Source organism: Microbacterium sp. NPDC087592, from assembly GCF_044743585.1.
In the GTDB taxonomy this organism is placed as follows: Bacteria; Actinomycetota; Actinomycetes; order Actinomycetales; family Microbacteriaceae; genus Microbacterium.
In genome coordinates this window covers 960917-984927 of record NZ_JBIUWT010000001.1, presented here as the reverse complement: position 1 = coordinate 984927, position 24011 = coordinate 960917, and the positions used below count along the sequence as shown (strand labels likewise).

Genomic DNA, 24011 nt, shown 5'->3' with positions numbered 1-24011 from the left:
GGAGGGGGTCGGTCGCCGCGGCGGCCGCGCGTCCGTGCAGGCGCCGTGGAGTCGACCGGTAGTCTTCGACGGAAGGACTTCGAGGGGAGAAGATGTGGCCGGGCGATCGACGAAGCAGCCCATCGCCGACCGAATGTACGAGGTGCTGCTGCATCAGTTCATGTCGGGAGAGCGGGCGGCGGGGCAGAGCCTGAACATCGGCGCCCTGTCGCGCGAACTGGACGTCAGCCAGACCCCCCTGCGTGAGGCGCTCGCGCGCCTGGAGCACACCGGGCTCGTCCAGCGCGAGGCGTTGCGCGGCTACCAGGTGGCCCCGGTCATGACGCGCGAAGAGGTCGAGCAGTTGGGGGAGGCCCGCGTTCTGCTGGAGCCCCGTCTCGCGTACGAGGCCGCTCTGCGCACGACGCCCGAGTTCCTGGAGGGGCTGCGTGAGGCGGTCGAGGATTTCCGCCGCTCGGCCGAGGTCGCGGACACCGAGACCGAGGGCTTCGACCTGTACTGGCGCAGCGACGCCCGCTTCCACATGATGATCGCGGCGCAGTCCGGCAACGCCTTCCTTGAGCTGTCGTACGCCGCACTCGGTGGGCAGATCCAGCGGTTCCGACTGTTCTCGAAGTTCGGACGCACGGGGGCCGTCAGTGCGGCGCCGGAACACGATGCGGTCTACGAGGCGATCAAGGCCGGCGACGCGGACGGCGCGGCCGAGGCGATGCGCCACCACATCGTGGGAGCGACCGAGAGGCTTCTCGAGGGCTGATCGGCCTGTCAGTTCCCCCTTTCCTGCGCTATACTATTTTTTGTGATGGCGCAGAACGAGGGACCCATGTCGACGCCGACGACCGGATCAGCGGGATCGTCGGGCTACGTCGCGCGTCCACTCGTGGAGGGCTTCCCCGGGAAATCGAGCTCGCACGGGGCCTTCGGCTGGAGCAGTCTGTGGCTCCTCGACGACGGCGTGCGCCGGGTGCTCATCGACGCCGGCCAGCCCGCGTACATCCCCCTCATCCACGCGGGCCTCGAGCGTCTCGGATTGACGACGGACGATGTGACCGACGTGCTGCTGACCCACATGCACTGGGATCACGTCTCGAACTTCCCCATGTTCGCCCACGCGACCACCTGGGTCGGTGAGAAGGAGCTGCGCTGGGCGGCGGATCAGCCCGCCGGTACGCCGTTCATCCCCGACCTGCACGTGCAGGAGCTCCTCCGTCGCACCGACCGTGTCGAGCGCATGGCCGCAGGGCAGGAGGTGCTTCCGGGCATTCACGCGATCGACAGCGCCGGGCACACCCCGCACCACCTCGCGTTCTACCTCGACCGTGCCGAGGAGAAGCGCGTGTTCGCGGGCGACGCGGTGAAGAACGTGTACGAGCTCGCCTCGGGGCGGGTCGATTCCACGCTGGACGCCGAGGCCAGTGCCGCGACGATCGCCGCGATGCGCTCGCTGCTGACCGACACCGGGGCCGCGCTCGTTCCCGGACACGATGTGGAGCTGCGCTGGGACGGACGCACCGCCCGTCGTCGGCGCCCGCAGCGGGCGGAGATCGGGTTCTTCGCCGACGCCTCGACGGGTGAAGAGGACCGCAGCATCGGCTGAGCGCCGATGCCGAAGGAGAGGATGACGATGACGACAGTGCTGTACACCGGCGGGACCGGACGGATGGGCCGGGTGATCCGCGAAGGACTCGCCTCCCGGTACGACCGCGTCGTGCTGTTCGCGCGCTCCGACGCCGACGAGCCTCTGTTCCCCGGGGAGCAGGTCGTGATCGGCGACCTCGGCGACCTCGATGCCCTCACCGCGGCTGCGGAAGGCGTCGACGTCATCGTGCACCTCGGCGGCATCGCCGATGAGGCCCCGTATGACAGCATCCGCACGGTCAACATCGACGGGACCTACCACGTCTACGAAGCCGCGCGGCGAGCAGGTGTGCGTCGCGTCGTCTACGCCAGCTCGAACCACGTCGTCGGCTTCCACCCCGCGAGCGAGGTCCTGGACGAGAGCGCGCCGCTGCGCCCGGACACCTTCTACGGGGTGTCGAAGGCGTTCGGCGAAGCCCTCGCCAGCCTGTACCACGACAAGTGGGGCGTCGAGTCGGTGCTCGTGCGCATCGGCACCTTCCGCCCGGCGCCCGAAGACAGACGCCAGCTCGGCCTCTGGCTCAGCTGGCGCGACGGCATCGAACTGTTCCGTTGCGCGATCGAGAGCGCTCCCGTGGGCTGCCAGGTCGTCTACGGCTGCTCGGCGAACACCGAACGCTGGTGGAACGGCGACGCGGGCTGGGCGGCCATCGGCTACGTGCCCCGCGACGACGCGGCCGACCACACCGACGCGGTGGACTTCAGCGCCCCCGCACCCACCTTGCACGGCGGCGCATTCGCCGCCCCCGACTACGAAGGAGGGATCTGGTGACGAAGACCGATTCCCACGACGTGCTGATCACCACCGCATTCCTCGAGCCCGGCGACGAGGTCGATCGGATGCTGCGCGAGGCCGGCCTCACGACGCGGCACGAACCCGAGCTGGCCCTGCTGGACGCCGACGACCGGGCCGGCGCGCTCTCCGGAGCCCGCGCCATCATCGCCGGCACGCGGCCGCTGGGTGAGGAGGAGTTCGCGCTCGCCCCCGCACTGCAGATCGTCGTACGCACCGGCGTCGGGTACGACAGCGTCGACGTGAACGCCGCGACCGCACGTCAGGTGCCCGTATGCGTCACGCCCGGCGCCAACCGGCAGGCCGTGGCCGAGCACGTCTTCGCGCTGGCGCTGGCCTGCGCTCGCCGCATCCCCGAGAACGTGAGCAACCTGGCCGCGGGCACGTGGCAGCAGCTCACCGGACGAGAGCTGCAGGGGTCGACCCTCGGGATCCTCGGGCTGGGCTCGATCGGCAAGGCTGTCGCGACGATCGCCGCGGGGTTCGGAATGCACATCGTCGCGTACGACCCCTACTTCGACGAGGACTTCGCCGCGGCCCACGGCATCCGTCGTCTCGATCTGGACGACCTGCTGCGCGAGGCCGACTTCGTGACGCTGCACCTCTTCCTCGACGAATCCACGCGGAACCTCATCGACGCCTCCCGATTGGCGCTGATGAAGAGCGATGCGGTGCTCATCAACACCGCCCGCGGGGGGATCGTCGATGAGGACGCGCTGGTGGACGCCGTGCGAGAGGGGCGCCTCGGCGCCGCCGCGCTCGACGTCTTCGCGGACGAGCCCCTGAGCGCGTCGAGCCCGCTCCTGCACACCCCCGGCATCCTCGCCACGACGCACGTCGCCGGCGCGACCCGCGAGGCACGCGGCGAATCCGGCCGGATGGCGGCCCGCAACGTGATCGCCGCGCTCCGCGGCGCTGCTCCGGAATACGTGGTCAACCCCGACTACGACGCGGTGTCGGCATGATCGTCGAGACCACGTCGGGGCCGGTGCGCCTCGCGGCCAACCTGAAGTGGATGTTCACCGAGGTGCCGTTCGTCGAGCGGTTCGACGCGGCGGCCGAGGCCGGGTTCACGGCGGTGGAGTTCGCGTCGCCGTACGACCTCGCGCCGGCCGAGGTGCGGCGTCTGCTGGACGATGCGGGCCTGACGCAGATCCTCATCAACACCCCCGCCGGTGCAGCGGGCTCGCCCACCGCCTCGGGCGCGGCGTACGTGCCCGGAGCGGAGCAGGAGTTCCGCGAAGGCGTGCTGCGTGCGCTGGAGTACGCGGACGTCCTGGGCGCCGGCGTCGTGCACGCGATGGCCGGCATCAAGCCGGCGGATGCCGACGCGGACGCCGCGTTCGCGACGTACGTGTCGAACATCTCCTGGGCCGCCGAGCAGGCGCGCGGGACGGGTGTGCGCCTGGCGCTGGAGGCGATCAACAAGCGCGATCAGCCCGGCTACGGCCTGGCCTCGATGGAGACCGCGGCGACGGTCGCGCAGGAGGTCGACCCCGAGGTCGTCGGCGTCCTGTTCGACGTCTACCACGCGCAGGTCGACCGGGGGAACCTCATCGAACGGTTCGAGCAGCTGCTGCCTGTGGTCGCGCACGTGCAGATCGCCGACAACCCCGGTCGCGGCGAACCCGGCACGGGCGAGATCGCCTACGAGCGCGTGCTCGCCCGCATCGCGCAGAGCGGCTATCCCGGGTGGATCGGCTGCGAGTACGCCCCCGTCGCGGGCACCCGCGACGGACTCTCCTGGATCGAGAGGATCATTCGATGACCGACCCGAAGATCGCACTCATCAGCGCCACCCCGCTGGCGATCGCCCCGGCCGCGACGGCCATCGCTGCTGCCCTTCCCACGGCGACCGTGTGGAACCTGCTCGACGACCGTCTGCTCGCCGACGCGCACGTCGAGGGCGGCATCACCGCGCCGCTGGCCGCCCGCATGGACAGCCTCATCGAGCTCGCTCTGGCGGGCGGAGCGGATGGCGTGCTGCTCACCTGCTCGCAGTTCGGGATCCGCGCCGATCGGCGTGATCGCGAGGCCGACGGCGTCACCGTGCTGTCGGCAGACGGTCCGCTGTTCGCCGAGGCCGTGGCGGCCGCCCCCGCGCGGGTGCTGCTGGTCGCGTCGCTCGAGTCGTCCGCGAGCGACAGCACGGCACGGCTGACGGAAGCCTTCGTCGCGAGCGGATCGTCGGCGCAGGTGCGCCCGCTCGTGGTCCCCGCGGCGGCTGTGCCGCTGGCTGTGCCGGACCTGATCGACGCCCTCGCCACCGCGATCGCCGGTGTCGACGAGCCCTACGACCTGATCGTGCTCGCCCAGTACTCGCTCGCCGCCGCCGCTGCGCCTCTTGCGGACCGCTTCGGCGTCACGGTGCTGGACGGCCCCGCCGCTGCTGCTCGACGGCTGACCGCGGCACTCCAGGAGGGTCCTCGATGATCGGCGTCATCGCCGACGACGTGACCGGGGCCACGGATGTCGCCGCGGCACTGCGGCGCGCGGGTCTGCGCACCCTCCTCGCGCTCGGCACCGACATCGACGACGCCGCGGTCTCGGCCGACGCCATCGTCATCGGCCTGAAGACGCGCTCCCTTCCCGCCGCAGAGGCCGTCGCACAGAGCCTCGCCGCGCTCGCGGTGCTGCGACAGCGGGGAGCCGACCGCATCTACGTCAAGTACTGCTCGACCTTCGACTCCACCGCCGAGGGGAACATCGGGCCGGTCACCGAGGCGGTCGCCCGCGAGCTCGGTGTCGACCTGGTCGTGACGACTCCTGCCGCGCCGCTGCACGGGCGCACCGTGTACCGCGGGCACCTCTTCGTCGGCGACACGCTGCTCGCGGAGACCCACATGCGTGATCATCCCGTGACGCCCATGCGCGACTCCTCGGTGCCGCGGCTGCTCGCGGCGCAGAGCGCGGAACCGGTCGCGGCGCTGCCTCTGGATGTGGTGCAGCAGGGCGCCGAGGCGGTGCGCGAGGCACTGCGCCGGACCCGCGCGGAGGGCGCCCTCCAGGTGGTGGCGGACGCCGTCACCGATGCCGACCTCGCGGCGCTCGCGGAGGCCGTCGATGGCGACGCGCTCGTCGCCGGATCCGCCGGACTCGTCGGAGCGATCGCGCTGCGGGAGACGGCGAGCGGCACCGCAGCCCCGGTGCCGCCTCCGGGGCGCACCGCGATCATCGCGGGCAGCTGCTCCCGACGCACCCTCGAGCAGATCGACCGCTTCGTCTCCTCCGGAAGCCCCGCCTTCCGCATCACGGCCGAACCCGGCGACACCGCCGAGCAGCTCGCCGCACGCGCCGTGGAGTGGTGGGACCGCCAGCCCGAAGGTGCCGCCGCTCTCCTGTACTCCTCCAGTCCCGCCTCGGAGCGTCGCGACGATGTTCCCGGTGCCGGCGAACTGTATGAGCGGACGGCGGGTCTCATCGCCGCCCAGCTGTCGGATCGCGGGGTGAAGCGCATGCTCATCGCCGGTGGCGAGACCTCGGGCGAGGTCGTCCGCGCGCTCGGTACCACCGTCGCCGTCGTGGGGGAGGAGGTCGCGCCCGGTGCGCCGTGGATCCACGACGAGCGGCGCGACGTGCACCTGATCCTCAAGTCCGGGAACTTCGGCGATGAGGATCTGTTCGTGGATGTCGCTCGGCAGGGGGTCGCCGCATGAGCACCGCCGCCCGCCGCGCGATCGAACGCGTCGCGCACTCCATCCATCGCCGCGGTCTCACCCACGGCCGCACCGGCAACCTCGCGGTGCGGGACGGCGATCGCGTCCTGCTCACCCCGACGGGTGTCAGCCTCGCCGAGATCGAGGCGGACCAGCTGTCGGTGGTCGCTCTCGACGGCACGCACCTCGAGGGTCCGAAGCCGACGAAGGAGGCGTTCCTGCACGTCGCGATGCTGCGGGTGCGTCCCGACCTGAACGCGGTCGTGCATACCCACTCGGTCTACGCGGCCGCCGTGTCGTGCCTGGCCGACATCGACGCGGATGCTCCGATCCCGCCCCTCACCGCGTACTACGGCATGCGCGTGGGAGCGCTGCGGATGCTTCCCTACTTCGCCCCGGGCGACCCTGCCGCGACCGCCGCCGTGGAAGAGGCGGCGCGTGTCACTCACGCTCTGCTGCTGCGCAACCACGGACCCGTCGTCGCCGGCGTCGATCTGGATTCGGCTGTCGACGCCCTGGAAGAGCTCGAGCACACCGCGCAGCTGTTCTTCGTCACCCGCGGTCTGGCCACAGCCCCGCTCACCCCTGCGCAGCTGCACGCGTTCGCGGCGCCCTCCGAAAGGTCTCCCTCATGATCACCCTGTACAGCGGCCTCGTCGTCAAGAAGCCCCTCGTCGAGCAGATCATCCCGGCGTTCGAGAGCGCCACAGGTGTCCGCGTCGACGCGACGTTCGAGCCCACGACCGTGCTCCTCGAGCGCATCGCCGCGGGGGAGCGCCCCGACCTGGTGCTCGGGGTCTCGTCGTCGGTGACCGACCTCGCCGAACAGGGGCTGGTGGACCCGGCCCAGGTCGCCGAGATCGCGGTCTCGTCCGTGGGCTTCGCGCGGCTCGAGGGTGCGCCCGTGCCGGCCGATGACTCGGCGGCGGCCTTCCTCGACTATCTGCTCGCCGCCCGTGCGGTCGCGTACACGCTGAGCGGGGCGAGCGGAGTGCACTTCATGAAGGTGCTCCGGGAGCGCGGTCTTCTCGAGCGCATCGATGAGCGTGCCGTTCGCTGCGAGTCGGGTCTCACCGTGGAAGCGCTGCTCGACGGGCGGGCGGATGTCGCGGTCCAGCAGGTCAGCGAGCTGCGTTCCGTCGTCGGCCCGCAGATCGTCGAACCGATCCCGCACGACCTGCAGTCCTATGGACGGTTCGCGATCGGCGCGCGCCCCGGCGCCGGGGACGACGCGGCGCGCTTCGTCACCCTCCTGACCGAGAAGTCAACGCAGGACGCGTTCGCCGCGTTCGGGCTGTCGCGTCCCTGACCCCCTACCTGGAGAGCACTCATGAGAAAAGTCATCGTCGACACCGACACCGGCGTGGATGACGCGCTGGCGCTGATGCTGCTGGCCGCCGATCCCGAGGTCGAGATCCTGGCGGTGGTCAGCGTCTTCGGGAACACCACCGGCGAGCGCGCGGCCGACAACGCCCGCTACGTGTTGGACACCTGCGGACGCACGGATGTGCCCGTGTACCGCGGCGCGGACGTGCCGCTCATCCAGGAGCTGCGGATGAACCCCGGCATCCACGGCGAGGACGGCTTCGGCAACACCGGGCTTCGTCCGGAGCAGTCCGTGGATCCCGAGCCGGTCGGCGTCGACGTCGTGCTTGACCTGGTCGATCGGCATGAGGGCGAGATCGACTACGTCGCACTCGGCCCGCAGACCAACCTCGCCGCCGCTCTCGAGAAGCGGCCCGACCTACTGCAGCGACTCCGCTCGACCACCATCGTGGGGACGCTCGGGCCGGCGCTGTACCACGACACCGCGCCGTGGGAGGATCGCCGGTTCCGGGTCTCGCGCGACCCCAACGTCTCGTTCGACATCGACGCGGCGCGCATCGTGGCAGCCCACGAGGGCGACGTCACCTGGTGCGGGCCGTACGTCACCCGTCAGGCCCTGGTGCCCGAGGACTTCTTCCTCGACATCGCCTCGTCGACCGGCTTCGCCCCCGCACAGCTGATCACCGCGATCAGTCGGGACTACGCCGGCTTCTACTCGCGCTCGTACCCGCAGCCGGAAGGGCGCCGGGTCATGGGCATCAACGACAGCATGGCGGTGGCGAGCCTGCTCTTCCCCGAGCTCGTCACCGGTGCGGTCATGCGTCCGCTGGAGACGTTCCTCGACCAGGAGACCGGCGACCGCTACCTCGCCGGGGTGCACCCGGTGAAGGGCGAGACGCGGCCGATCCATCGTGTCGTCTTCGACATGGACTTCGACGGCGTGCTCGAGCGGATCGGCGAGGTGCTGCGGCGCCCGCTTCCGTGGCGCTGAGCCCCGCGGCGATTCAGTCGTAGGAGCGCGCGCGCACCCACGGCATCGGCAGCAGATCGGCGGCGGTCACCCACACCGGGTGGCCGCCGCCGTCGGCGAGTGTGCGGATGCCCGGGGCGATGGCGGGAACGAGCTCACGGCACACGCCGCAGGGGTTGAGGATGACCGTGGTTCCGTCTTCCCGCAGCCCCACCGCGACCATGGCCTCGATGTCCTGCTCGCCGCCGATCCTGGCGTTCGCGAGGGCCGTGCTCTCGGCGCAGACGCTCACTCGCGGGGAGCGCAGACTGAGGCCGAGATAGATCTGTCCTGACGCTCCGCGGGCGGCAGCCGCGACGCGGTGCAGGTCGGCGTCGTGCGTGCGGACGAGGAGTTCGGAGGCGGCGTCGACGAGGCGGCGGTCGGTGTCGTTCAGCGGTGAAGTCACGATGCACTCTTTCTGTCGCGAAGGGCGATCCTGCTATACTATAGTCGTCAACGGGTCGATCACCTCCCCCTCGAGGGCAGAGCAAAGGAGCTCCATGAGCACTGAAGAAGTAGTGGCAGCCACGGCGCCGCAGCAGCTGACGAGCAAAGCCAGCAAGACAGAGCGCCGCAACCTCCGGGCGCTGAGCTGGGGCCACGCGCTCGAGTGGTACGACTGGGCGATCTTCGGGCTCCTGTCGGTCTACCTCGGTGCGGCGTTCTTCCCCTCCGACAGCCCGCTCGCCTCGACCCTGAACGCGCTCGCGGTCTTCGCGGTCGGCTTCGTCGCCCGCCCCCTCGGCGGTGTCGTCTTCGGTTTCGTCGCCGACCGGTACGGGCGCCGGAAGATCATGATCTTCGCCGTCGGAGCCGTCGCCCTGGGCAGCTTCATCATCGGCATCCTCCCCGACTTCCAGACCATCGGCGTTCTCGCGCCGATCATCGTCGTCGCCGCACGCCTCCTCCAGGGCCTCTCCGCCGGTGTCGAGGCGCCGCTCGGAACGGCATACGCGCTCGAGCTGGTGCCCAACCGTCCCGGTTACGTGGCCGGGTTCTTCGCCTTCTTCAACAACCTGGGCAACCTGCTCGCACCGCTGTCGATCTTCTTCATCAGCCTGCTGCTGGGACCGGAAGCCCTGGCGGCCTACGGATGGCGCATCCCGTTCCTCGTGGGCGGAGCGTTCGGTCTCATCGTCCTGTGGCTGCGCCGCACGCTGCCGGAGACGCTCGACACCGCAGCCATCCGCACGGTCGGCGCGATCCCCACGAAGAACAACTCCGTGTGGCGCGATGTGCGCAAGTACTGGCTGAGCGTGCTCGCCACGGTGTTCATCGTGGGCGCCATCCAGGCGTACAACTACACCTGGATCGCCGGTCTGCCGAACCTCGCGAACGGCACGTTCGGAGAGGACCCCACCGCAGTGTTCGCCATCACGACCGGCATGGGCATCTTCCTGACGCTCGGCGCCTACGGTCTGAGCCGCATCCTCGACCGCTTCCCGATGTCTCGGTGGTTCGTCGTCGCCCGCCTGCTGGCGATCCCGACCATCTTCCTGGCGCTGCTGTACTCGCAGCCCGGGGTCGGAACGCTCGCCGGAGTGATGTTCGGTGGCGCCATCGTGCTGCTGCTCAACATGACCATCTTCGTCGTCGTGTCCAACTCGCTCCTGCCGCAGCACATCCGCGGCACCGGTCTCGGGCTCGGATACGGTCTCGGCGTGGCCATCTTCGGCGGCACGGCCTCGTACCTGCTGCTGTGGCTGCAGAGCCAGGGGATGATGTGGGTCTTCCCGATCTACATCGCCACCCTGTGTGCGATCAGCGTCGTGCTCTACCTCCTCGCCAAGAACCGCAACGGCCTCTTCGTGGGCAAGTGACCGCCTGATGGATATCTGGCGTGAGATCGTCGGCTGGGCCGGCAGTGCTCTCCTGATCATCTCGATCCTCCAGCCGACGATCTCTCGCCTCCGGTGGCTGAACCTCGGAGCATCGGCGATGCTCATGGCCTACAACCTGATGCTCGGCAGCGCGCCCATGGTCGCGCTCAACATCACCCTGATCGCGATCAACTGCTGGTACCTGTTCGTCTACATGCGTTCCGCCCGTGCCGCACGGGCGGAACCGGTGGTCGCGGACGGGCTCAGTGAAGCGTCCGAACGGCCTGTGAGCCGCTAGGACATGACAGAAAGCATGGATATGGAACGACTGATCATTGACACCGACCCCGGGATCGACGACGCCGGAGCGCTGTTCTGGGCGCTCGCCTCGGACGCCTTCCACATCGAGGCGCTGACCACGGTGTTCGGCAACGTCGATGTCGACACCGCCACGGCGAACGCCCGCAAGATCGCGGCGCTCGCCGGTCGTCCCGACCTGCCCATCTGGAAGGGTGCGAGTCGGCCGCTGGTCGGTGAGCCGAACTTCGCGGAGCACATCCACCGACCCGGTGGCGTGGGCTACTGGGAGTACCCGGACCCGGATCCCGATGCCGACGTCGAATCCGATGCCGTGCGCCGCATGATCGAGACGGTCATGGCGGCACCGGGCGAGGTGACCATCATGGCGCTCGCTCCGCTGACGAACGTCGCGCTGGCGATCAAGCTGGAGCCGGAGTTCGCGCGCTCGGTGCGTCGCATCATCTACATGGGTGGGGCGGCTCTCACCTGGGGCAACGTGACGCCGGTCGCGAGTGCGAACATCTACAACGACCCCGAGGCGGCCGAGATCGTCATCCAGTCCGGGGCTCCGCTCACGCAGGTCGGTCTGGATGTGTCCCGCAGCTTCTCGCTCTCGCCCGATCACATCCGCACTCTCTGGGAGTCGCGCTCGCCGATGGGGGTGGCGCTCTGCGAGATGATCGGCTACCCCGACCGCCAGGACGACCGCGACGACATGCCGGAGTGGAAGACCGAGGGCATGCACCTCAACGACGTGCCCTGTGTCGCCTATGCGCTCAACCCCGAGTGGTTCACGGTGCGGCGGCTGCGCGTGGACGTGGAGCTGAACGGCACGCACACCCGCGGTCAGACGGTCGTGCAGATGATCGACCGGTGGCAGGGAGTGCCGAACGTCGACGTGCTCTTCGACATCGACGCGCAGGCGGTCGCCGACGCGCTGACGGCCTCGGTGACCGCGTTCGGAACCGCCGTCGACTGACCCTTGTTCCCACGCGACCAGCGGCCCCGCCCTCCCGACCCGGGGGTGGGGCCGTTTTCGCGTTGAGTCAGAGCTCCATGCGCCGCCGTCGCTGCTCCGAGTGCACGGGAAGCTGTCGAATGCACGGCCTGGCCGCGTAGACAGTCCGTGCATTCGTCGGTAAGCCGTGCACTCGAGAAGGAGTGGCTGATGCTTGACCTTGACGCAACGTCAACTTCTAGAGTCGAGATATCGAACGGGAAGGAGGCGACATGGAACGGGACGACTGGTCCATCCAGGAGATCGCGCGGCTGGCGGGAACCACGAGTCGCACGCTGCGGCACTACGACGACATCGGACTGCTGCCGCCTTCGCGCATCGCGCCCAACGGCTACCGCCACTACGACGCACAGGCGCTCGTGCGGCTGCAGCGCATCCTCCTGTTGCGGGAGCTCGGACTCGGGCTGCCGCAGATCGCGGAGGTGCTCGAACGGGAGCGCGGCGAGGCATCCGCCCTCGAGACCCATCTCGCGCTGCTGCGCGAGGAGCAGGCCAGGCTGGCGCGGCAGATCGCGTCGGTCGAATCGACCATCACAGCATTGAGAGGAGGTGAGAACCTCATGGCAGAGAACATGTTCGACGGCTTCGACCACACCCAGTACAAGGAGGAGGTCGAGGATCGTTGGGGCAAGAAGGCCTACGCCGACAGCGACCGCTGGTGGCGGGGGATGACGGATGCCGAACGCGCCGACTGGCAGCAGCGCGTGTCCGACCTCGGACGCGACTGGATCGCCGCGGCAGAGAGCGGCATCGACCCGGCATCCGCCGAGGCTCAGGATGTCGCGCGACGCCACGTCGAGTGGCTCACGGGCATCCCGGGCACTCCCGCGGCCGTCCCCGGCGGCGACGTCAAGGCGTACGTGATCGGGCTCGGCGAGATGTACGTCGCGGATCCGCGCTTCGGCGCGAACTACGCGACGTCGTCCGGCGGCACCCAGGGCGCGGAGTTCGTCCGCGACGCGCTCCGCATCTATGCGGAGGCGAACCTCTAGGCGTCGTTCTTCGGCGCCGAGCGGCCCCCTTGCGTGCGAACCATCCCGTTGTGGACGTATGCAAGGGGGCCGTTCGCACACAGGGGGGCCGCTCGGCGGGCGGGGGAAGGGGGAGAGAGGGCCTAGCGAACGGCGGGTCGGGGTGCAAGGGGGAGCCCCTGGCGCGGGGGCGGGCGTAGGGTCGTGCCATGAGTCGGCGGCACAGGGACAGGGATGCATCGCCGCTGTTCCTCGTCGCGACCACGGCCTACGCGGCCAACTGCGCACTCGGAGCCTCGGTCGCCGCACGGCTCATCGACACCAGTCGATTCCGCTGGCTGCATCACGCGCTCTACATCGTCACCTGCGCGACCGTCGCCGCGGCCACCGTGGTCGGCTGGTCCCGCGGCCCTCGCACCGCCGCTCGCCGCGCCGCCCTCGCACTGCTCCCCGCGGCCGCACCCCTCGCCGCGATCCCGTACCTCGGCAGCCACGGCCGCCGGCATCCACTCGTCGCGCTCGCCGCGGCCCCCTTCATCGTCGCGGGACTCGTCGTCTCGCTCCGCCCCGCCGACCGGAAGTGACCGCATGGAACTGCTCGACGCCATCCGCCGCCGCAAGACCACGAACGGGCCCTTCCTGCCCGACCCGGTGTCGGAGGAGCACCAGCGCATCCTCCTCGAGGCCGCCGGCCGCGCGCCCTCGCAGCTGAACAGCCAGCCGTGGCGGTTCGTCGTGATCGAGAGCCGCGACACGATCGAGCAGATCGCCCGCATCTCGGGCGAGAGCATGACCGAGGCGATGTCGAACGGCACGTTCTTCGAGCGCTACAAGCCGTACTTCCGCTTCAGCCAGGCCGAGATGGAAGAGAAGCGCAGTGGGATGCTGTTCGACAAGCTGCCCGCCGCCCTCCGCCCGTTCACGAGCCAGGTGTTCACCAAGCGCGGGCAGACGCTCATGAACACGTTCGGGGTGCCCAAGACCCTCGGCTCCGAGAACCGCAAGCTCGTCGCGGGGTCGCCGCTGCTGATCGGCGTCATGCTCGACCGCAGCGAGTACCGGCCGGGGCAGCTGTCGTCGTTCTACTCGGTGTTCAGCATGGGGGCGGCGATGGAGAACATCTGGCTCACGACGGTCGAGCTCGGCATGGGCATCCAGTTCATCTCCTTCCCGATGGAGGTGCCGGGGCGCTGGGACGAGATCGTCGAGCTGCTGCGGGTGCCCGACGACCTCGAGCTCATGGCCGTCTACCGGCTGGGCTACCTGCCGCCCGAGCAGCGCCGACCCGCGATCGACTGGTCGAGCAGCCAGCGCAAGCTCGTGTCGCAGTACGTGTTCCGCGAGAACGGAGACACGCCTCAGGAGGGGTGGGACGACGGCCCGACGACCGGCCCGGTCACTCCCGGCCCGAGCGCGGCAGGCGACTGAGGTCCTTCACCGCCGGGCCCTCGATGCGGGTGCCGTCGGCCGCGAACCGTGAGGCGTGCAGCGGGCAGTCCCACGTGCACTCGGCATCGTTCCACTCGAGCACGCCGCCCAGGTGCGTGCACACCGCGCTGACCGCGCGCGTCACGCCGTGGACCGTCGAGACGCCGACCGGACGACCGCCCCGGTTCGCCACCACACCCTCGCCCTCGGCAGGCTTCGCGACGGGGACCGAGCGGCTCTCGGCATCCGTCCATCCGCCGGCGAGCGCGGCCGCGACCTTCCCACCCTCGACGGCTCCGCGTCCGAGGTCGGCGGGCATGGTCATACGCGTGCCGATGGTCGTCATCCAGGTCGGCCGGTCACGCCACGGCGTGCCGAGGATCTCGGCGGTGAGACGCTGTGCGGCGGCCGGCGCGTTCGACAGCCCCCATTTGGCGTAGCCCGTCGCGAACCGGATGCGGCCGAGACCGCGGGGCATCGCACCGACGAACGGGATCAGGTTGTGCGACTCGTAGTCCTGCGCCGACCACCGATGCGTCTCCTCGGCGCCGGGGAAGTGCAGCTGTGTCCAGGCGACGAGGTCTTCGACCGCGGCCTTCTCGCTGTCGGACCTGCCGACCGGGTGGCCGTTGCCTCCGACGACGAGCTGAGCCTCGCCTCCGGGCCCGTCGGCCGCGCTCACCGGACGGACCGAGCGAGTCGGGCCGTCGACCGAGAGGAACATCCCCGCGGGCACATCGCCCGGCACCCGGAACGATACGCAGTACGACCGCAGCCCGTGCGTCTTGGCGAAGTACAGCCCGCGGTCGGTGATCGGGGTGCCGGTCGCGAGCACGATGTGGTCGGCGAAGATGGGCCCCGCCGTGGTGTCGACGCGACCGGGCAGCGCGCGGGTGCCGGTGGCGCGGACGCCGATGTGCAGCGCGCCGCCGGCGCTCAGCAGTTCGTGGGCGAGCGCGACCGTCACCGCGACCGGGTCGATCGCGATCTGATCGTCGAGGGCCACGGCGGCGGCCACCGGGAACGGCGTCGACGGCACGGTGGTGGCGGCCAGCATCCGCGTCGGCAGCCCGGCCTCGCGGGCGGCGTCGTGCTGGTCGCGCACGTCTCCTGCGCCGTCGGGACCCTGCGCGTAGGAGTGGTCGGTGTGGCGGGTGAACGGCACATCCGCGCTCTCGGCGAAGGCGGTCAGCCACTCCATCCCCGACCTGTTGGCGTCGACGTACGCGCGCACGAGCGACGCCGGGTGGTGGCGGCGGATCGTCGCGAGCCGCGACCCCTGCAGGAGCGACAGCTTGCCGGTGTTCGCGCCGGTCGCGAGCTCGGCGATGCCACCCGCGTCGATCACGGCCACATCGAGCCCGGCCCGGGTGAGCATGACGGCCGTCGTGAGGCCGGTGATCCCGGCGCCGACGATCACGACGTCGTGGCGCGCACCCTCCTCGAAGGGCGATCCGGTCGGCAGCGACTTCTCGAGCTTCCACAGAGGGGTCATGTGCACAGTCAACGGCGTGCGGTGCCCGGCATCCACGCCCTTGACATCGCCGCGGCGCACTGTCACGCGCGACTACAGTGGCGACGTGACCCTCCGCCGCATCCTCCTCGTCGCCCTCGGCGGCACAGTGGGCACGGCGGCACGGCTCGGCCTGGGGCTCGCTCTCCCGGACGCCGGCGGTGTGCCCGTCGCCGTGCTCGTCGCGAACGTGCTCGGTGCCCTGCTGATCGGTGTGCTGGCTGCCCGGATCCCCGCTTCCACGGATCTGCGACTGCTGCTCGGCACCGGGGTGCTCGGCGGCTTCACGACGTACAGCGCCTTCATGACGGGGAGCGTGGAGCTGTGGGCGGATGCTCCGGTGCTCGCGTTCGCCTATGCCGCGGGTAGCCTCGTGCTCGGGCTCGCTGCCGCAGCTCTCGGGCTGCGCATCGCCCGCCCCCGCCCCGGAGCGGCATCGTGAGCCCGCTGCTGTTCGTCGGCGCCGCGCTCGCCGGCGGCGTCGGTGCGGTGCTGCGATACGTCGTCGACCTCGGCGTCGCCCGGCTGGCCGGTCGCCGGTTCCCGTGGGGGATCCTGCTGGTGAACCTCTCCGGATCCTTCGCGCTCGGCATCGTCACGACCGCACTGCCGGATGCCGCGTTCCTCCTCGGCGCCGGGCTGCTCGGCGGGTACACGACCTTCAGCACCGCGATGCTCGACACGGTCGCCCTGTGGCGCGACGGCGAGCGCCCGGCATCCGTCTTCAATGCCGTCGGGATGCTGCTGCTCGGCCTGCTCGCCGCGGGTCTCGGGCTGGCCGTCGGCTCGTTGTTCTGACCGCTCCCAGCGTCCTCACAATCCGGAAATGTACAAACGTACATGTACGGATGTCCAGGGGGTTCGGATGGGTGATGGGTCGCGTCGTCGACGTGACCCTGAAGCGCGCCGTCGCGAGATCGTGACCGCCGCCGCCGAGCTCATCGTCGAGGTGGGCGCCGAAGCCGTCACCCACCGCAAGGTCGCCGCCCGCGCGGGCGTTCCCCTCGGTGCAACCACCCAGTACTTCGACACCCTCGACGACCTCCGCTCGGCCGCCTTCCGCGCGCTTGCCGACGAGGTCGATGCGCGTCTCGACGGCGTCCGGCAGACCATCGCCGACCGCGGGGACAGCCCCGCCGTGATCGCCGCGCTCGTGTTCGAGAGCCTCGACGACCACCATGCCGTGCAGGCCGACCGCGCCGTGGTCACCGCGGCCGTGCACGACCCCCGGCTGCGCGAGCTCGCACGTCATCTCTCCGACCGGCTCGTGGAACTTCTCGAGCCGACCTATGGCGAAGACCGCGCCCGAGCGGCGATGATCTTCATCGACGGCGTCATGTGGAGCATGCAGATCCGCGACGCCCATCTCGAACAGTCCTTCATCGAGACCGCACTGGCGCGGATCCTCGGAGATTCCGTCTCCACTCCCTCCGCAGCGACAGCCACACCCTGACACCGAGGAAACCGCCTTGTCGAAACTCGCCATCCTGAGCCTCAAGAACCGCGCGCTCATCGCCCTGATCACCATCGTCGCGGCGGTGTTCGGCGGGCTCGCGCTCACCAACCTCAAGCAGGAGCTGATCCCTTCGCTCGAGCTGCCGGCGCTCGTCGTGATGACGACGTACCCGGGTGCCTCGCCCGAGGTGGTCGAGAACGACGTGTCGACGCCGATCGAGTCGGCGATCCAGGGCGTTCCGGGGTTGGAGTCGACCACGGCCACCAGCACCACGAACGCCTCGATCGTGCAGGCGATGTTCGCCTACGGCACCAACCTCGCCACCGCCGAGCAGAAGATCCAGCAGGCGATCAACCGCGTCTCCTCGCAGCTGCCGGAAGACGTGGCCCCGCAGGTGCTGTCGGTCTCCATCGACGACTTCCCGGTGATCCAGGTGGCCGTCACCGGATTCGAGGATGCCGACAACGCGCAGGCCGAGCTCGAATCCGTCGCGATCCCCGAGCTGGAAGACGTCGATGGCGTGAACGCCGCCGAGATCGTCGGCGGTGTCGGGCAGCGCATCAGCATCACGCCCGACCCCGCCAAGCTCGCCGCCGAAGGCCAGAGCACGCAGGCGATCAGCAATGCGCTGCAGCAGAACGGCACGCTCTTCCCCGGCGGGGACATCACCGAGAACGGTCAGACGCTCACGGTGCAGACCGGAGCGAAGATCACCTCGGTCGAAGAGATCGCGGCACTCCCGCTCGTCGGTACCACCTCGACCATCGGCGATGTCGCCACGGTCGTGCAGGAGTCCGACCCGGTCACCTCGATCTCGCGCGTCGACGGCAAGGACGCGCTCTCGATCTCGATCACCAAGCTCCCCGCCGCGAACACCGTGGAGGTGTCGAACGGCGTCATCGCCGCGCTCGACACGATCAGCGACGCCTTCCCCGACGCCGAGTTCACGATCATCTTCGACCAGGCGCCGTTCATCGTGCAGTCGATCGAGACGCTCGCGACCGAGGGCCTGCTCGGACTCGTGTTCGCGGTGATCGTGATCCTCGTGTTCCTGATGTCGATCCGCTCCACGCTCGTCACAGCCATCTCGATCCCGACGAGCGTGCTCATCACCTTCATCGGGCTGCAGGCGTTCGGCTACTCGCTCAACGTGCTGACCCTCGGTGCGCTCACAATCGCGATCGGCCGCGTGGTCGACGACTCCATCGTCGTGATCGAGAACATCAAACGTCACTACGTCGGCGATGCCGACAAGGGTGATGCGATCCGCCTCGCCGTGCGCGAGGTCGCCATGGCGATCACGGCATCCACGATCACCACCGTCGCGGTGTTCCTGCCGATCGTGTTCGTCGGCGACATGGTCGGCGAGCTGTTCCGACCGTTCGCCATGACCGTGACCATCGCGATGGTCGCCTCGCTCCTGGTCGCCCTCACGATCGTCCCGGTGCTCGCGTACTGGTTCCTCAAGCCGGGCAAGGAGCTCGTCGACGAGCACGGCAACGTCATCGACCCCGAGCACCCGGATGCTCCGCCCACGCAGCTGCAGCGCGTCTACCGGCCGATCCTCGGCTGGACGCTGAAGCACTCCGGTGTCACGGTGATCCTCGCCGTCGTGGTGCTCGGCGCCACGCTCGCCGCCGCACCGCTCATGAAGATCAACTTCCTGAGCGACTCCGGCCAGAACACCATGACCGTCACGCAGGACCTCGGCCCGACCGCGAGCCTGCAGGCGAAGTCGGATGCCGCGGTCGAGGTCGAGGACGCACTCCTCGGCATCGACGGCATCGAGCACGTGCAGGCGTCGATCGGCACCAGCGGCTCGGCCCTCAGCGACGCCTTCTCGGGCGGAGCGGGTGTCACCTACTCGGTGCTCACCGACGGCGACGCCGACCAGGAGAAGCTGCGCGCCGACGTGCAGGACGCGATCGACGGACTCGGCGACGACGTGGGCGAGGTGTCGGTCGCGGCATCCGCCGGCTTCGGCTCGAGCGACATCGAGATCACGGTCACGGCATCCAACGCCGACGACCTGCAGACCGCGACCACCTCGGTCGTCGAGGAGCTCGACGGACGCGACGGCGTCGGCCAGGTGACCGACAACCTCGCCGCCTCGCTGCCGTACATCGCCGTGGTCGTCGACCGGGATGCAGCCGCCCAGCGCGGTCTCTCCGAGGTCGCGGTCGGCTCGATCGTCTCGAACACCATGCGTCCGCAGCAGGCCGGATCGGTCGAGATCGACGACACCGCGCTGACCATCTACATCGTCACGCCGGAGCCGCCGACCACTGTCCAGGCCCTCAAGGAGCTCGCGATCACGACCCCGCTCGGCGTCGTGCAGCTGCAGGACATCGCGACGGTCGAGCAGCGCAACGGCCCCACCTCGATCACGACCGAGCAGGGGCGCCGGACATCGACGGTCACCGTGCCGCCGGCATCCGACAACCTCGCCACCGCCACGCAGTCGGTGACCGAGGCGCTCGCCGCGGCCGACCTGCCCGACGGAGCCTCCGCCGAGGTCGGCGGTGTCGCCTCGCAGCAGGCCGACTCGTTCTCGCAGCTCGGACTCGCGATGCTCGCGGCGATCCTGATCGTCTACGTGGTGATGGTCGCGGTCTTCAAGTCGCTGCGCCAGCCGCTGCTGCTGCTCGTCTCGGTGCCGTTCGCGGCGACCGGCGCGATCCTGCTGCAGATCGTCACGGGTGTGCCGCTGGGCGTCGCCTCGCTGATCGGTGTGCTGATGCTCATCGGCATCGTGGTGACGAACGCGATCGTGCTCGTCGACCTCGTGAACCAGTATCGGGAGAAGGGTCTGTCGACCATCGAGGCGGTGAAGGCCGGTGGCGAGAAGCGTCTGCGGCCGATCCTCATGACCGCGCTCGCGACCATCCTCGCGCTGACGCCGATGGCTCTCGGCATCACCGGTCACGGCGGGTTCATCTCGCAGCCGCTGGCGATCGTCGTGATCGGCGGACTGCTCTCCTCGACCGTGCTGACGCTGATCGTGCTGCCCACGCTCTACAACCTCGTCGAGGGTGCCAAGCAGCGGCGGGCCGCGCGCAAGGCCGGCGGATCGGATGCCGAGGGAGCGCCGAAGCCGGATGCTCCCGTCGACCCCGACACGTCGGGCGCCGCTGTGGCTCCGGCCGGATCGGTGCTGATCGACGCGTCCGGGCTGCCGCACGCGCCGCAGCTCACGCGGCGCGAGCTGCGCGACCGCGGGGAGTAGCTCCCGCGCGGCGGGCGCGCGGTCTCGCCCGCCGGCTGTTCACAATTCAGGAAAATGGCCCCGGATTCGCAGTCAGCTGCGTGATCCGGGGCCTTTTCGCTCGAAGTTCCTGAATTGTGAACGGGCCCGACCCTGCGACGAGTCGGAACCGGTCAGCCGAGGGCGATGCCCCAGTGCAGCGTCCAGGTCTCGTCGGGGGCGAGACGACGGATGCCGAGGCCGCTGTTCAACGCATCGGCGGGCGCGGTCATCGGCTCGATCGCGACCGCGAGACTCTGCCCCGGGTAGGCGGGCGTCGTGTACACCTGCACGTAGTCGAAGCCCTCGCCCTGCCACAGGGTCACGCGGCGGCCGTCGGGTGCCGTGAGCGAGTGCCGCACTCGGCCGTCGGTGTCGCGGGCGAGGTCGGTGAACCCGGTGTCGAGGGTGACGTCGCCCAGCCGCGCCCCGTCGCGCAGGGTGGCTTCGGCGGGACGGGTGCCGGTGGGGAGCATCCGCTCGTCGGTCGTGAACGCCGTCTCCGCGGGGACACGCAGCACCAGGTCATGCGGGTCGACGTCGCCGATCGTCACGAAGGGATGCGTGCCGAGGGCGACCGGTGCGGGCGTCGCCGAGCGGTTGGTGAGCGTGTGCGTGACCTCGATGCCGTCGGGCGTGAGCGTGTAGGTCACGGCGGTCTCGATCAGGTACGGGTAGCCGGTCTGGGGCACGATCGTCGCCCGCAGCACCGCCTCGGCGTCGGTGTGCGACACCTCGTACGCCGTGAAGCGCAGCAGTCCGTGACTCGCATTGTTCAGCTTCGGCTCGGTGATCGCGAGCAGCCGCGAGGTGCCGTCATCGTCCCACCGGCCGTCGCGCACGCGGTTCGGCCACGGGGTGAGGACCACGCCGGAACAGGCGGGGGTGGGCCGATCGAGCGGGTATGGAGGGACGAGGTCGACGCCGCCGATGCGCAGCGACCGCAGAGACGCGCCGACCTGCGCGATCTGGGCGGTCGCATCGCCGAGTCGGAGGGTGATCTGGGCGCCGGTGGGGGATGCGGAAGTCACTTCGACATCGTACGGCCACCCCCGCGTCGGCACTCTCTCAGGCGCGTCGGCTACACTTGTGCGGTCGGCTTCGGACACCCGCGCGTTGGCGCGGACGTTTTATGTGTGTGAAGTGTGAGTCCAGGGGCCGATGGTGAGCGTCGCTCGACGCTAATCAACCATCACATGAATGGCCCCGGCCGCTGACAGTCCGGAACCCCGCTGGTCGCATCCGACCACGCGCAGGGTGCTCGCGCGTGTGCGCGGCGCTGTTCTCGTGCGAGAACACAGGAAGACAACGCAATGCCCAAGAACAAGAAGCCCCGCGGCGGACGTCCCGCCGCCAACTTCGAGCCGCGCTACGGCGCCAAGAAGACCTCCTTCCACGACCGTCACAACGGCGGCCCCGCCCGTGACGGTGCGCGCGACGAGCGTGGTGCCCGCGCGGATGCCGGCGACCGCCGCTCCGCCCCCGCCGCCGGCGGCTACGACCGTCGTCCCGGCAGCCGCAGCGCCGGTCACCGTGGCTACCGCCCGGCCGAGGCCGAGTCGGGTGCGCCCAAGCAGCGCTGGAACGCCTCCGAGCGTGCCGGCCGCGACGAGGCCCGGGGCATCCGCAACCGCGCCGAGTCCGGACGCCGCGAGGCACCGCACCACCGCAACGACGACCGCTCCGAGCGTCCTCGCTACAACGACCGGCCCAGCGCCGGCGGCCGCTTCGACGACCGTCCGCGTCGGGACGATCGTGGCGGACAGCGTCCGAGCGGACAGCGCCCGACCGGTCCCGGAACCTACCGCGACGAGCGCGGTGGCGACCGCCCCCGCTTCGACCGCGACGACCGCTCGCGTCGTGACGACCGTGGTGCCGGCACCCAGCGTCAGGGCTTCCGCGACAACGACCACCGCGATGGCGGGCGTCCGGTTCGCGACGACCGCCGTGGCGGCGAGCGTCCCCGGTTCAACAGCGACCGTGGTGCCGAGCGTCCCCGGTTCGACCGTGACGAGCGTCCGCGCCGTGACGACCGCGGCGGCGACCGTGCCCGCAGCAACGACCGTGGTGCCGACCGCGGCGGCGAGCGTTCGTACGACGCCGACCGCGCCCGTCGGGCCTTCGACCGCGACCGCACGCAGCGTTCGTACGAGGGTGGCCGTGACGAGCGTTCGCGTCCGTCGACCGGTGGCGCGTACCGCACCGAGCGTCCGCGCCCGCTGACCTCCGACACCCGTGGGCGTCCGGCGCGCAACGAGCGGCCGAGCCGCAACGACTGGAACGCCACCAGCCGGCCCGAGTCGACCGGAGCGAAGTTCACCCCGGGCGACGACGTCGTGCACGAGCGCCTCGAGGCGAAGTCCGTCGCGGCCGTCGAGGTCGACGGTGTGACCTTCGGCGACCTCGGCCTCGGCTCGAACATCGTCGACACCCTCGTCGGCATGGGCGCGGCGACGCCGTTCCCGATCCAGGCCGCCAGCATCCCGGCCGTCCTCGCCGGACGCGACGTGCTCGCCCGTGGCCGCACCGGCTCCGGCAAGACCATCGCCTTCGGTGCGCCGCTCGTGGAGCGCGTGCTGCAGTCGCAGGCCGGCAAGCGCCGTGAGTTCGGACGCTCGCCGCGTGCGATCATCCTCGCTCCGACGCGCGAGCTCGCGCTGCAGATCGACCGCACGATCCAGCCGATCGCCCGCAGCGTCGGCCTCTTCACCACGCAGATCTACGGTGGTGTCCCGCAGGGTCGCCAGGTCGGTGCGCTGAAGAAGGGCGTCGACATCGTGATCGGTACCCCCGGTCGCGTCGAAGACCTCATCAACCAGGGCAAGCTCGACCTCTCGGACTGCCGCATCGCGGTGCTCGACGAGGCCGACCACATGTGCGAGCTCGGATTCGTCGAGCCCGTGCAGCGCATCCTGCGTCACACCGCCGACGGCAGCCAGAAGCTGCTGTTCTCGGCCACGCTCGACCGCGAGGTCGCGGCTCTCGTCGACGAGTTCCTCGTCGACCCGGCCGTGTACGAGGTCGCCGGTGAGGACCAGGACTCCAGCACGATCGAGCACCGCGTGCTCGTGATCGAGCACCGCGACAAGGCCGACATCCTCACGTCGCTCGTCGACCGTGCCGGCAAGACGCTGGTCTTCGCCCGCACGCGTGCCTACGCCGACATGCTCGCCGAGCAGTTCGACGATGCCGGCATCCCGGCCGTCTCGCTGCACGGCGACCTGAACCAGGCCAAGCGCACGCGCAACCTCGAGCGTCTGACCTCGGGTCGCGTGAACGTGCTCGTCGCCACGGATGTCGCCGCCCGCGGCATCCACGTCGACGACATCGACCTGGTCGTCCAGGCCGACGCTCCCGACGAGTACAAGACGTACCTCCACCGCTCGGGCCGTACCGGTCGCGCGGGTCGTTCGGGTCGTGTCGTCACGCTGATCACGCGTCAGCGTCAGCGTCGCATGACCGAGCTGCTCGACCGCGCCGAGATCGACGCGCCGTTCGAGAACGCGCGCCTCGACGACGACGTGATCGAGGAGATCGCCGGTCGCGTGCCGACCGCGGCCGACCTCACCGCCTGAGTCTCGCTCACCAGAGGCCCCGTCCCGCTTCCGCGGTCCGGGGCCTCTGTCGTGTCCGCGCCGCCTCGCCCCTGCCCCCTACCCGCCCCCTGCTACCGAGTGCACGGGATGCTGCCGGGTGCACGGCTTACCTGCGTGAAGACGCCGCGCACTCGACGCGAAGCCGTGCACTCGGCGCGCGCTCGTGCGCATACGCGAGCGCGCGCGCGAGCGCGAGACTGGATGGGGAGTTGTGCCCATCCGGGGCTCGCGCGTTTGTGC

The 24011-nt window shown here is 70.2% G+C and carries 24 protein-coding genes; 21 read left to right on the top strand and 3 right to left on the bottom strand.

All coding sequences use genetic code 11. The annotated features are described in order from the left end of the window. Positions 1-94 precede the first annotated feature (94 nt). From ACIOTO_RS04705 to ACIOTO_RS04660, 10 genes are all read left to right on the top strand, one after another. Positions 95-757, top strand: coding sequence for a GntR family transcriptional regulator (locus ACIOTO_RS04705; RefSeq protein WP_029273917.1), 663 nt, complete (start codon positions 95-97; stop codon positions 755-757). Between the two features lie 66 nt (positions 758-823). Beyond that, a complete protein-coding gene (locus tag ACIOTO_RS04700; protein WP_400856806.1) occupies positions 824-1597 on the top strand; it encodes an MBL fold metallo-hydrolase in 774 nt (257 codons plus the stop codon). Positions 1598-1624: 27 nt separating this feature from the next. Continuing rightward, positions 1625-2410 carry an NAD(P)-dependent oxidoreductase gene (locus tag ACIOTO_RS04695; RefSeq protein ID WP_029263710.1) on the top strand — a complete coding sequence of 262 codons (786 nt, stop codon included), beginning with the start codon at positions 1625-1627 and terminating at the stop codon, positions 2408-2410. Beyond that, positions 2407-3396, top strand: coding sequence for a phosphoglycerate dehydrogenase (locus ACIOTO_RS04690; protein ID WP_400856803.1), 990 nt, complete (start codon positions 2407-2409; stop codon positions 3394-3396). The genes ACIOTO_RS04695 and ACIOTO_RS04690 overlap by 4 nt, the downstream gene beginning before the upstream one ends. After that, entirely contained in the window at positions 3393-4199 is an 807-nt protein-coding gene (locus ACIOTO_RS04685) for a hydroxypyruvate isomerase family protein (protein ID WP_400856801.1), read from the top strand. The genes ACIOTO_RS04690 and ACIOTO_RS04685 overlap by 4 nt, the downstream gene beginning before the upstream one ends. Further along, entirely contained in the window at positions 4196-4864 is a 669-nt protein-coding gene (locus ACIOTO_RS04680; protein WP_029263707.1) for a hypothetical protein, read from the top strand. Before ACIOTO_RS04685 ends, ACIOTO_RS04680 begins: the two co-directional genes overlap by 4 nt. After that, the gene (gene otnK, locus ACIOTO_RS04675) at positions 4861-6087 is read left to right on the top strand and encodes a 3-oxo-tetronate kinase (RefSeq protein WP_400856800.1); all 1227 of its coding nucleotides are present in this window, start codon (positions 4861-4863) and stop codon (positions 6085-6087) included. The genes ACIOTO_RS04680 and otnK overlap by 4 nt, the downstream gene beginning before the upstream one ends. Then, the gene (locus ACIOTO_RS04670; RefSeq protein WP_400856798.1) at positions 6084-6722 is read left to right on the top strand and encodes a class II aldolase/adducin family protein; all 639 of its coding nucleotides are present in this window, start codon (positions 6084-6086) and stop codon (positions 6720-6722) included. Before otnK ends, ACIOTO_RS04670 begins: the two co-directional genes overlap by 4 nt. After that, positions 6719-7396: a substrate-binding domain-containing protein gene (locus ACIOTO_RS04665; protein ID WP_400856796.1), complete on the top strand. Its 678-nt coding sequence runs from the start codon at positions 6719-6721 to the stop codon at positions 7394-7396. The genes ACIOTO_RS04670 and ACIOTO_RS04665 overlap by 4 nt, the downstream gene beginning before the upstream one ends. A gap of 21 nt (positions 7397-7417) precedes the next feature. Next, positions 7418-8404 (top strand): nucleoside hydrolase, encoded by a 987-nt coding sequence (locus ACIOTO_RS04660; protein WP_400856795.1) that lies wholly within the window; start codon positions 7418-7420, stop codon positions 8402-8404. A gap of 13 nt (positions 8405-8417) precedes the next feature. Here ACIOTO_RS04660 and ACIOTO_RS04655 read toward each other — a convergent pair whose 3' ends face one another. Further along, positions 8418-8831 carry a hypothetical protein gene (locus ACIOTO_RS04655; protein ID WP_400856793.1) on the bottom strand — a complete coding sequence of 138 codons (414 nt, stop codon included), beginning with the start codon at positions 8829-8831 and terminating at the stop codon, positions 8418-8420. A gap of 94 nt (positions 8832-8925) precedes the next feature. On the opposite strand from ACIOTO_RS04655, the gene ACIOTO_RS04650 reads away from it, so the two are divergent. The 6 genes from ACIOTO_RS04650 to ACIOTO_RS04625 all read left to right on the top strand — a co-directional run bounded on the left by ACIOTO_RS04650 (position 8926) and on the right by ACIOTO_RS04625 (position 13962). Further along, a complete protein-coding gene (locus tag ACIOTO_RS04650; RefSeq protein WP_400856791.1) occupies positions 8926-10245 on the top strand; it encodes an MFS transporter in 1320 nt (439 codons plus the stop codon). A gap of 7 nt (positions 10246-10252) precedes the next feature. Further along, positions 10253-10543, top strand: a complete 291-nt coding sequence (locus tag ACIOTO_RS04645; RefSeq protein WP_029263700.1) for a hypothetical protein — start codon at positions 10253-10255, stop codon at positions 10541-10543. A gap of 21 nt (positions 10544-10564) precedes the next feature. After that, positions 10565-11524, top strand: coding sequence for a nucleoside hydrolase (locus ACIOTO_RS04640; RefSeq protein ID WP_167381572.1), 960 nt, complete (start codon positions 10565-10567; stop codon positions 11522-11524). Positions 11525-11775: 251 nt separating this feature from the next. Further along, complete coding sequence (locus ACIOTO_RS04635) at positions 11776-12555, top strand: MerR family transcriptional regulator (protein WP_400856788.1); 780 nt, start codon at positions 11776-11778, stop codon at positions 12553-12555. Positions 12556-12743: 188 nt separating this feature from the next. Beyond that, on the top strand, positions 12744-13118 hold the full coding sequence (locus tag ACIOTO_RS04630) for a hypothetical protein (RefSeq protein WP_400856785.1): 375 nt from the start codon (positions 12744-12746) through the stop codon (positions 13116-13118). Positions 13119-13122: 4 nt separating this feature from the next. Continuing rightward, entirely contained in the window at positions 13123-13962 is an 840-nt protein-coding gene (locus tag ACIOTO_RS04625; protein ID WP_091032496.1) for a nitroreductase family protein, read from the top strand. Here ACIOTO_RS04625 and ACIOTO_RS04620 read toward each other — a convergent pair. Beyond that, positions 13931-15457: an FAD-dependent oxidoreductase gene (locus ACIOTO_RS04620; protein WP_400856782.1), complete on the bottom strand. Its 1527-nt coding sequence runs from the start codon at positions 15455-15457 to the stop codon at positions 13931-13933. The genes ACIOTO_RS04625 and ACIOTO_RS04620 overlap by 32 nt on opposite strands. Positions 15458-15542: 85 nt before the next feature. On the opposite strand from ACIOTO_RS04620, the gene ACIOTO_RS04615 reads away from it, so the two are divergent. The 4 genes from ACIOTO_RS04615 (at position 15543) to ACIOTO_RS04600 (ending at position 20157) form a co-directional block, all read left to right on the top strand. Then, positions 15543-15917 (top strand): fluoride efflux transporter FluC, encoded by a 375-nt coding sequence (locus tag ACIOTO_RS04615; protein WP_400856780.1) that lies wholly within the window; start codon positions 15543-15545, stop codon positions 15915-15917. Then, positions 15914-16273 (top strand): CrcB family protein, encoded by a 360-nt coding sequence (locus tag ACIOTO_RS04610; RefSeq protein WP_167632892.1) that lies wholly within the window; start codon positions 15914-15916, stop codon positions 16271-16273. The genes ACIOTO_RS04615 and ACIOTO_RS04610 overlap by 4 nt, the downstream gene beginning before the upstream one ends. Before the next feature lie 67 nt (positions 16274-16340). Then, complete coding sequence (locus ACIOTO_RS04605; protein WP_105710779.1) at positions 16341-16928, top strand: TetR/AcrR family transcriptional regulator; 588 nt, start codon at positions 16341-16343, stop codon at positions 16926-16928. Between the two features lie 16 nt (positions 16929-16944). Next, positions 16945-20157, top strand: a complete 3213-nt coding sequence (locus ACIOTO_RS04600) for an efflux RND transporter permease subunit (RefSeq protein ID WP_400856776.1) — start codon at positions 16945-16947, stop codon at positions 20155-20157. A gap of 152 nt (positions 20158-20309) precedes the next feature. Here the strand turns inward: ACIOTO_RS04600 and ACIOTO_RS04595 are convergent, their stop codons facing one another. Next, entirely contained in the window at positions 20310-21206 is an 897-nt protein-coding gene (locus tag ACIOTO_RS04595; RefSeq protein ID WP_400856774.1) for an aldose 1-epimerase family protein, read from the bottom strand. Positions 21207-21488: 282 nt separating this feature from the next. Between ACIOTO_RS04595 and ACIOTO_RS04590 the strand changes: the two genes are divergently transcribed. Continuing rightward, a complete protein-coding gene (locus tag ACIOTO_RS04590; protein WP_400856771.1) occupies positions 21489-23750 on the top strand; it encodes a DEAD/DEAH box helicase in 2262 nt (753 codons plus the stop codon). Positions 23751-24011 lie beyond the last annotated feature (261 nt).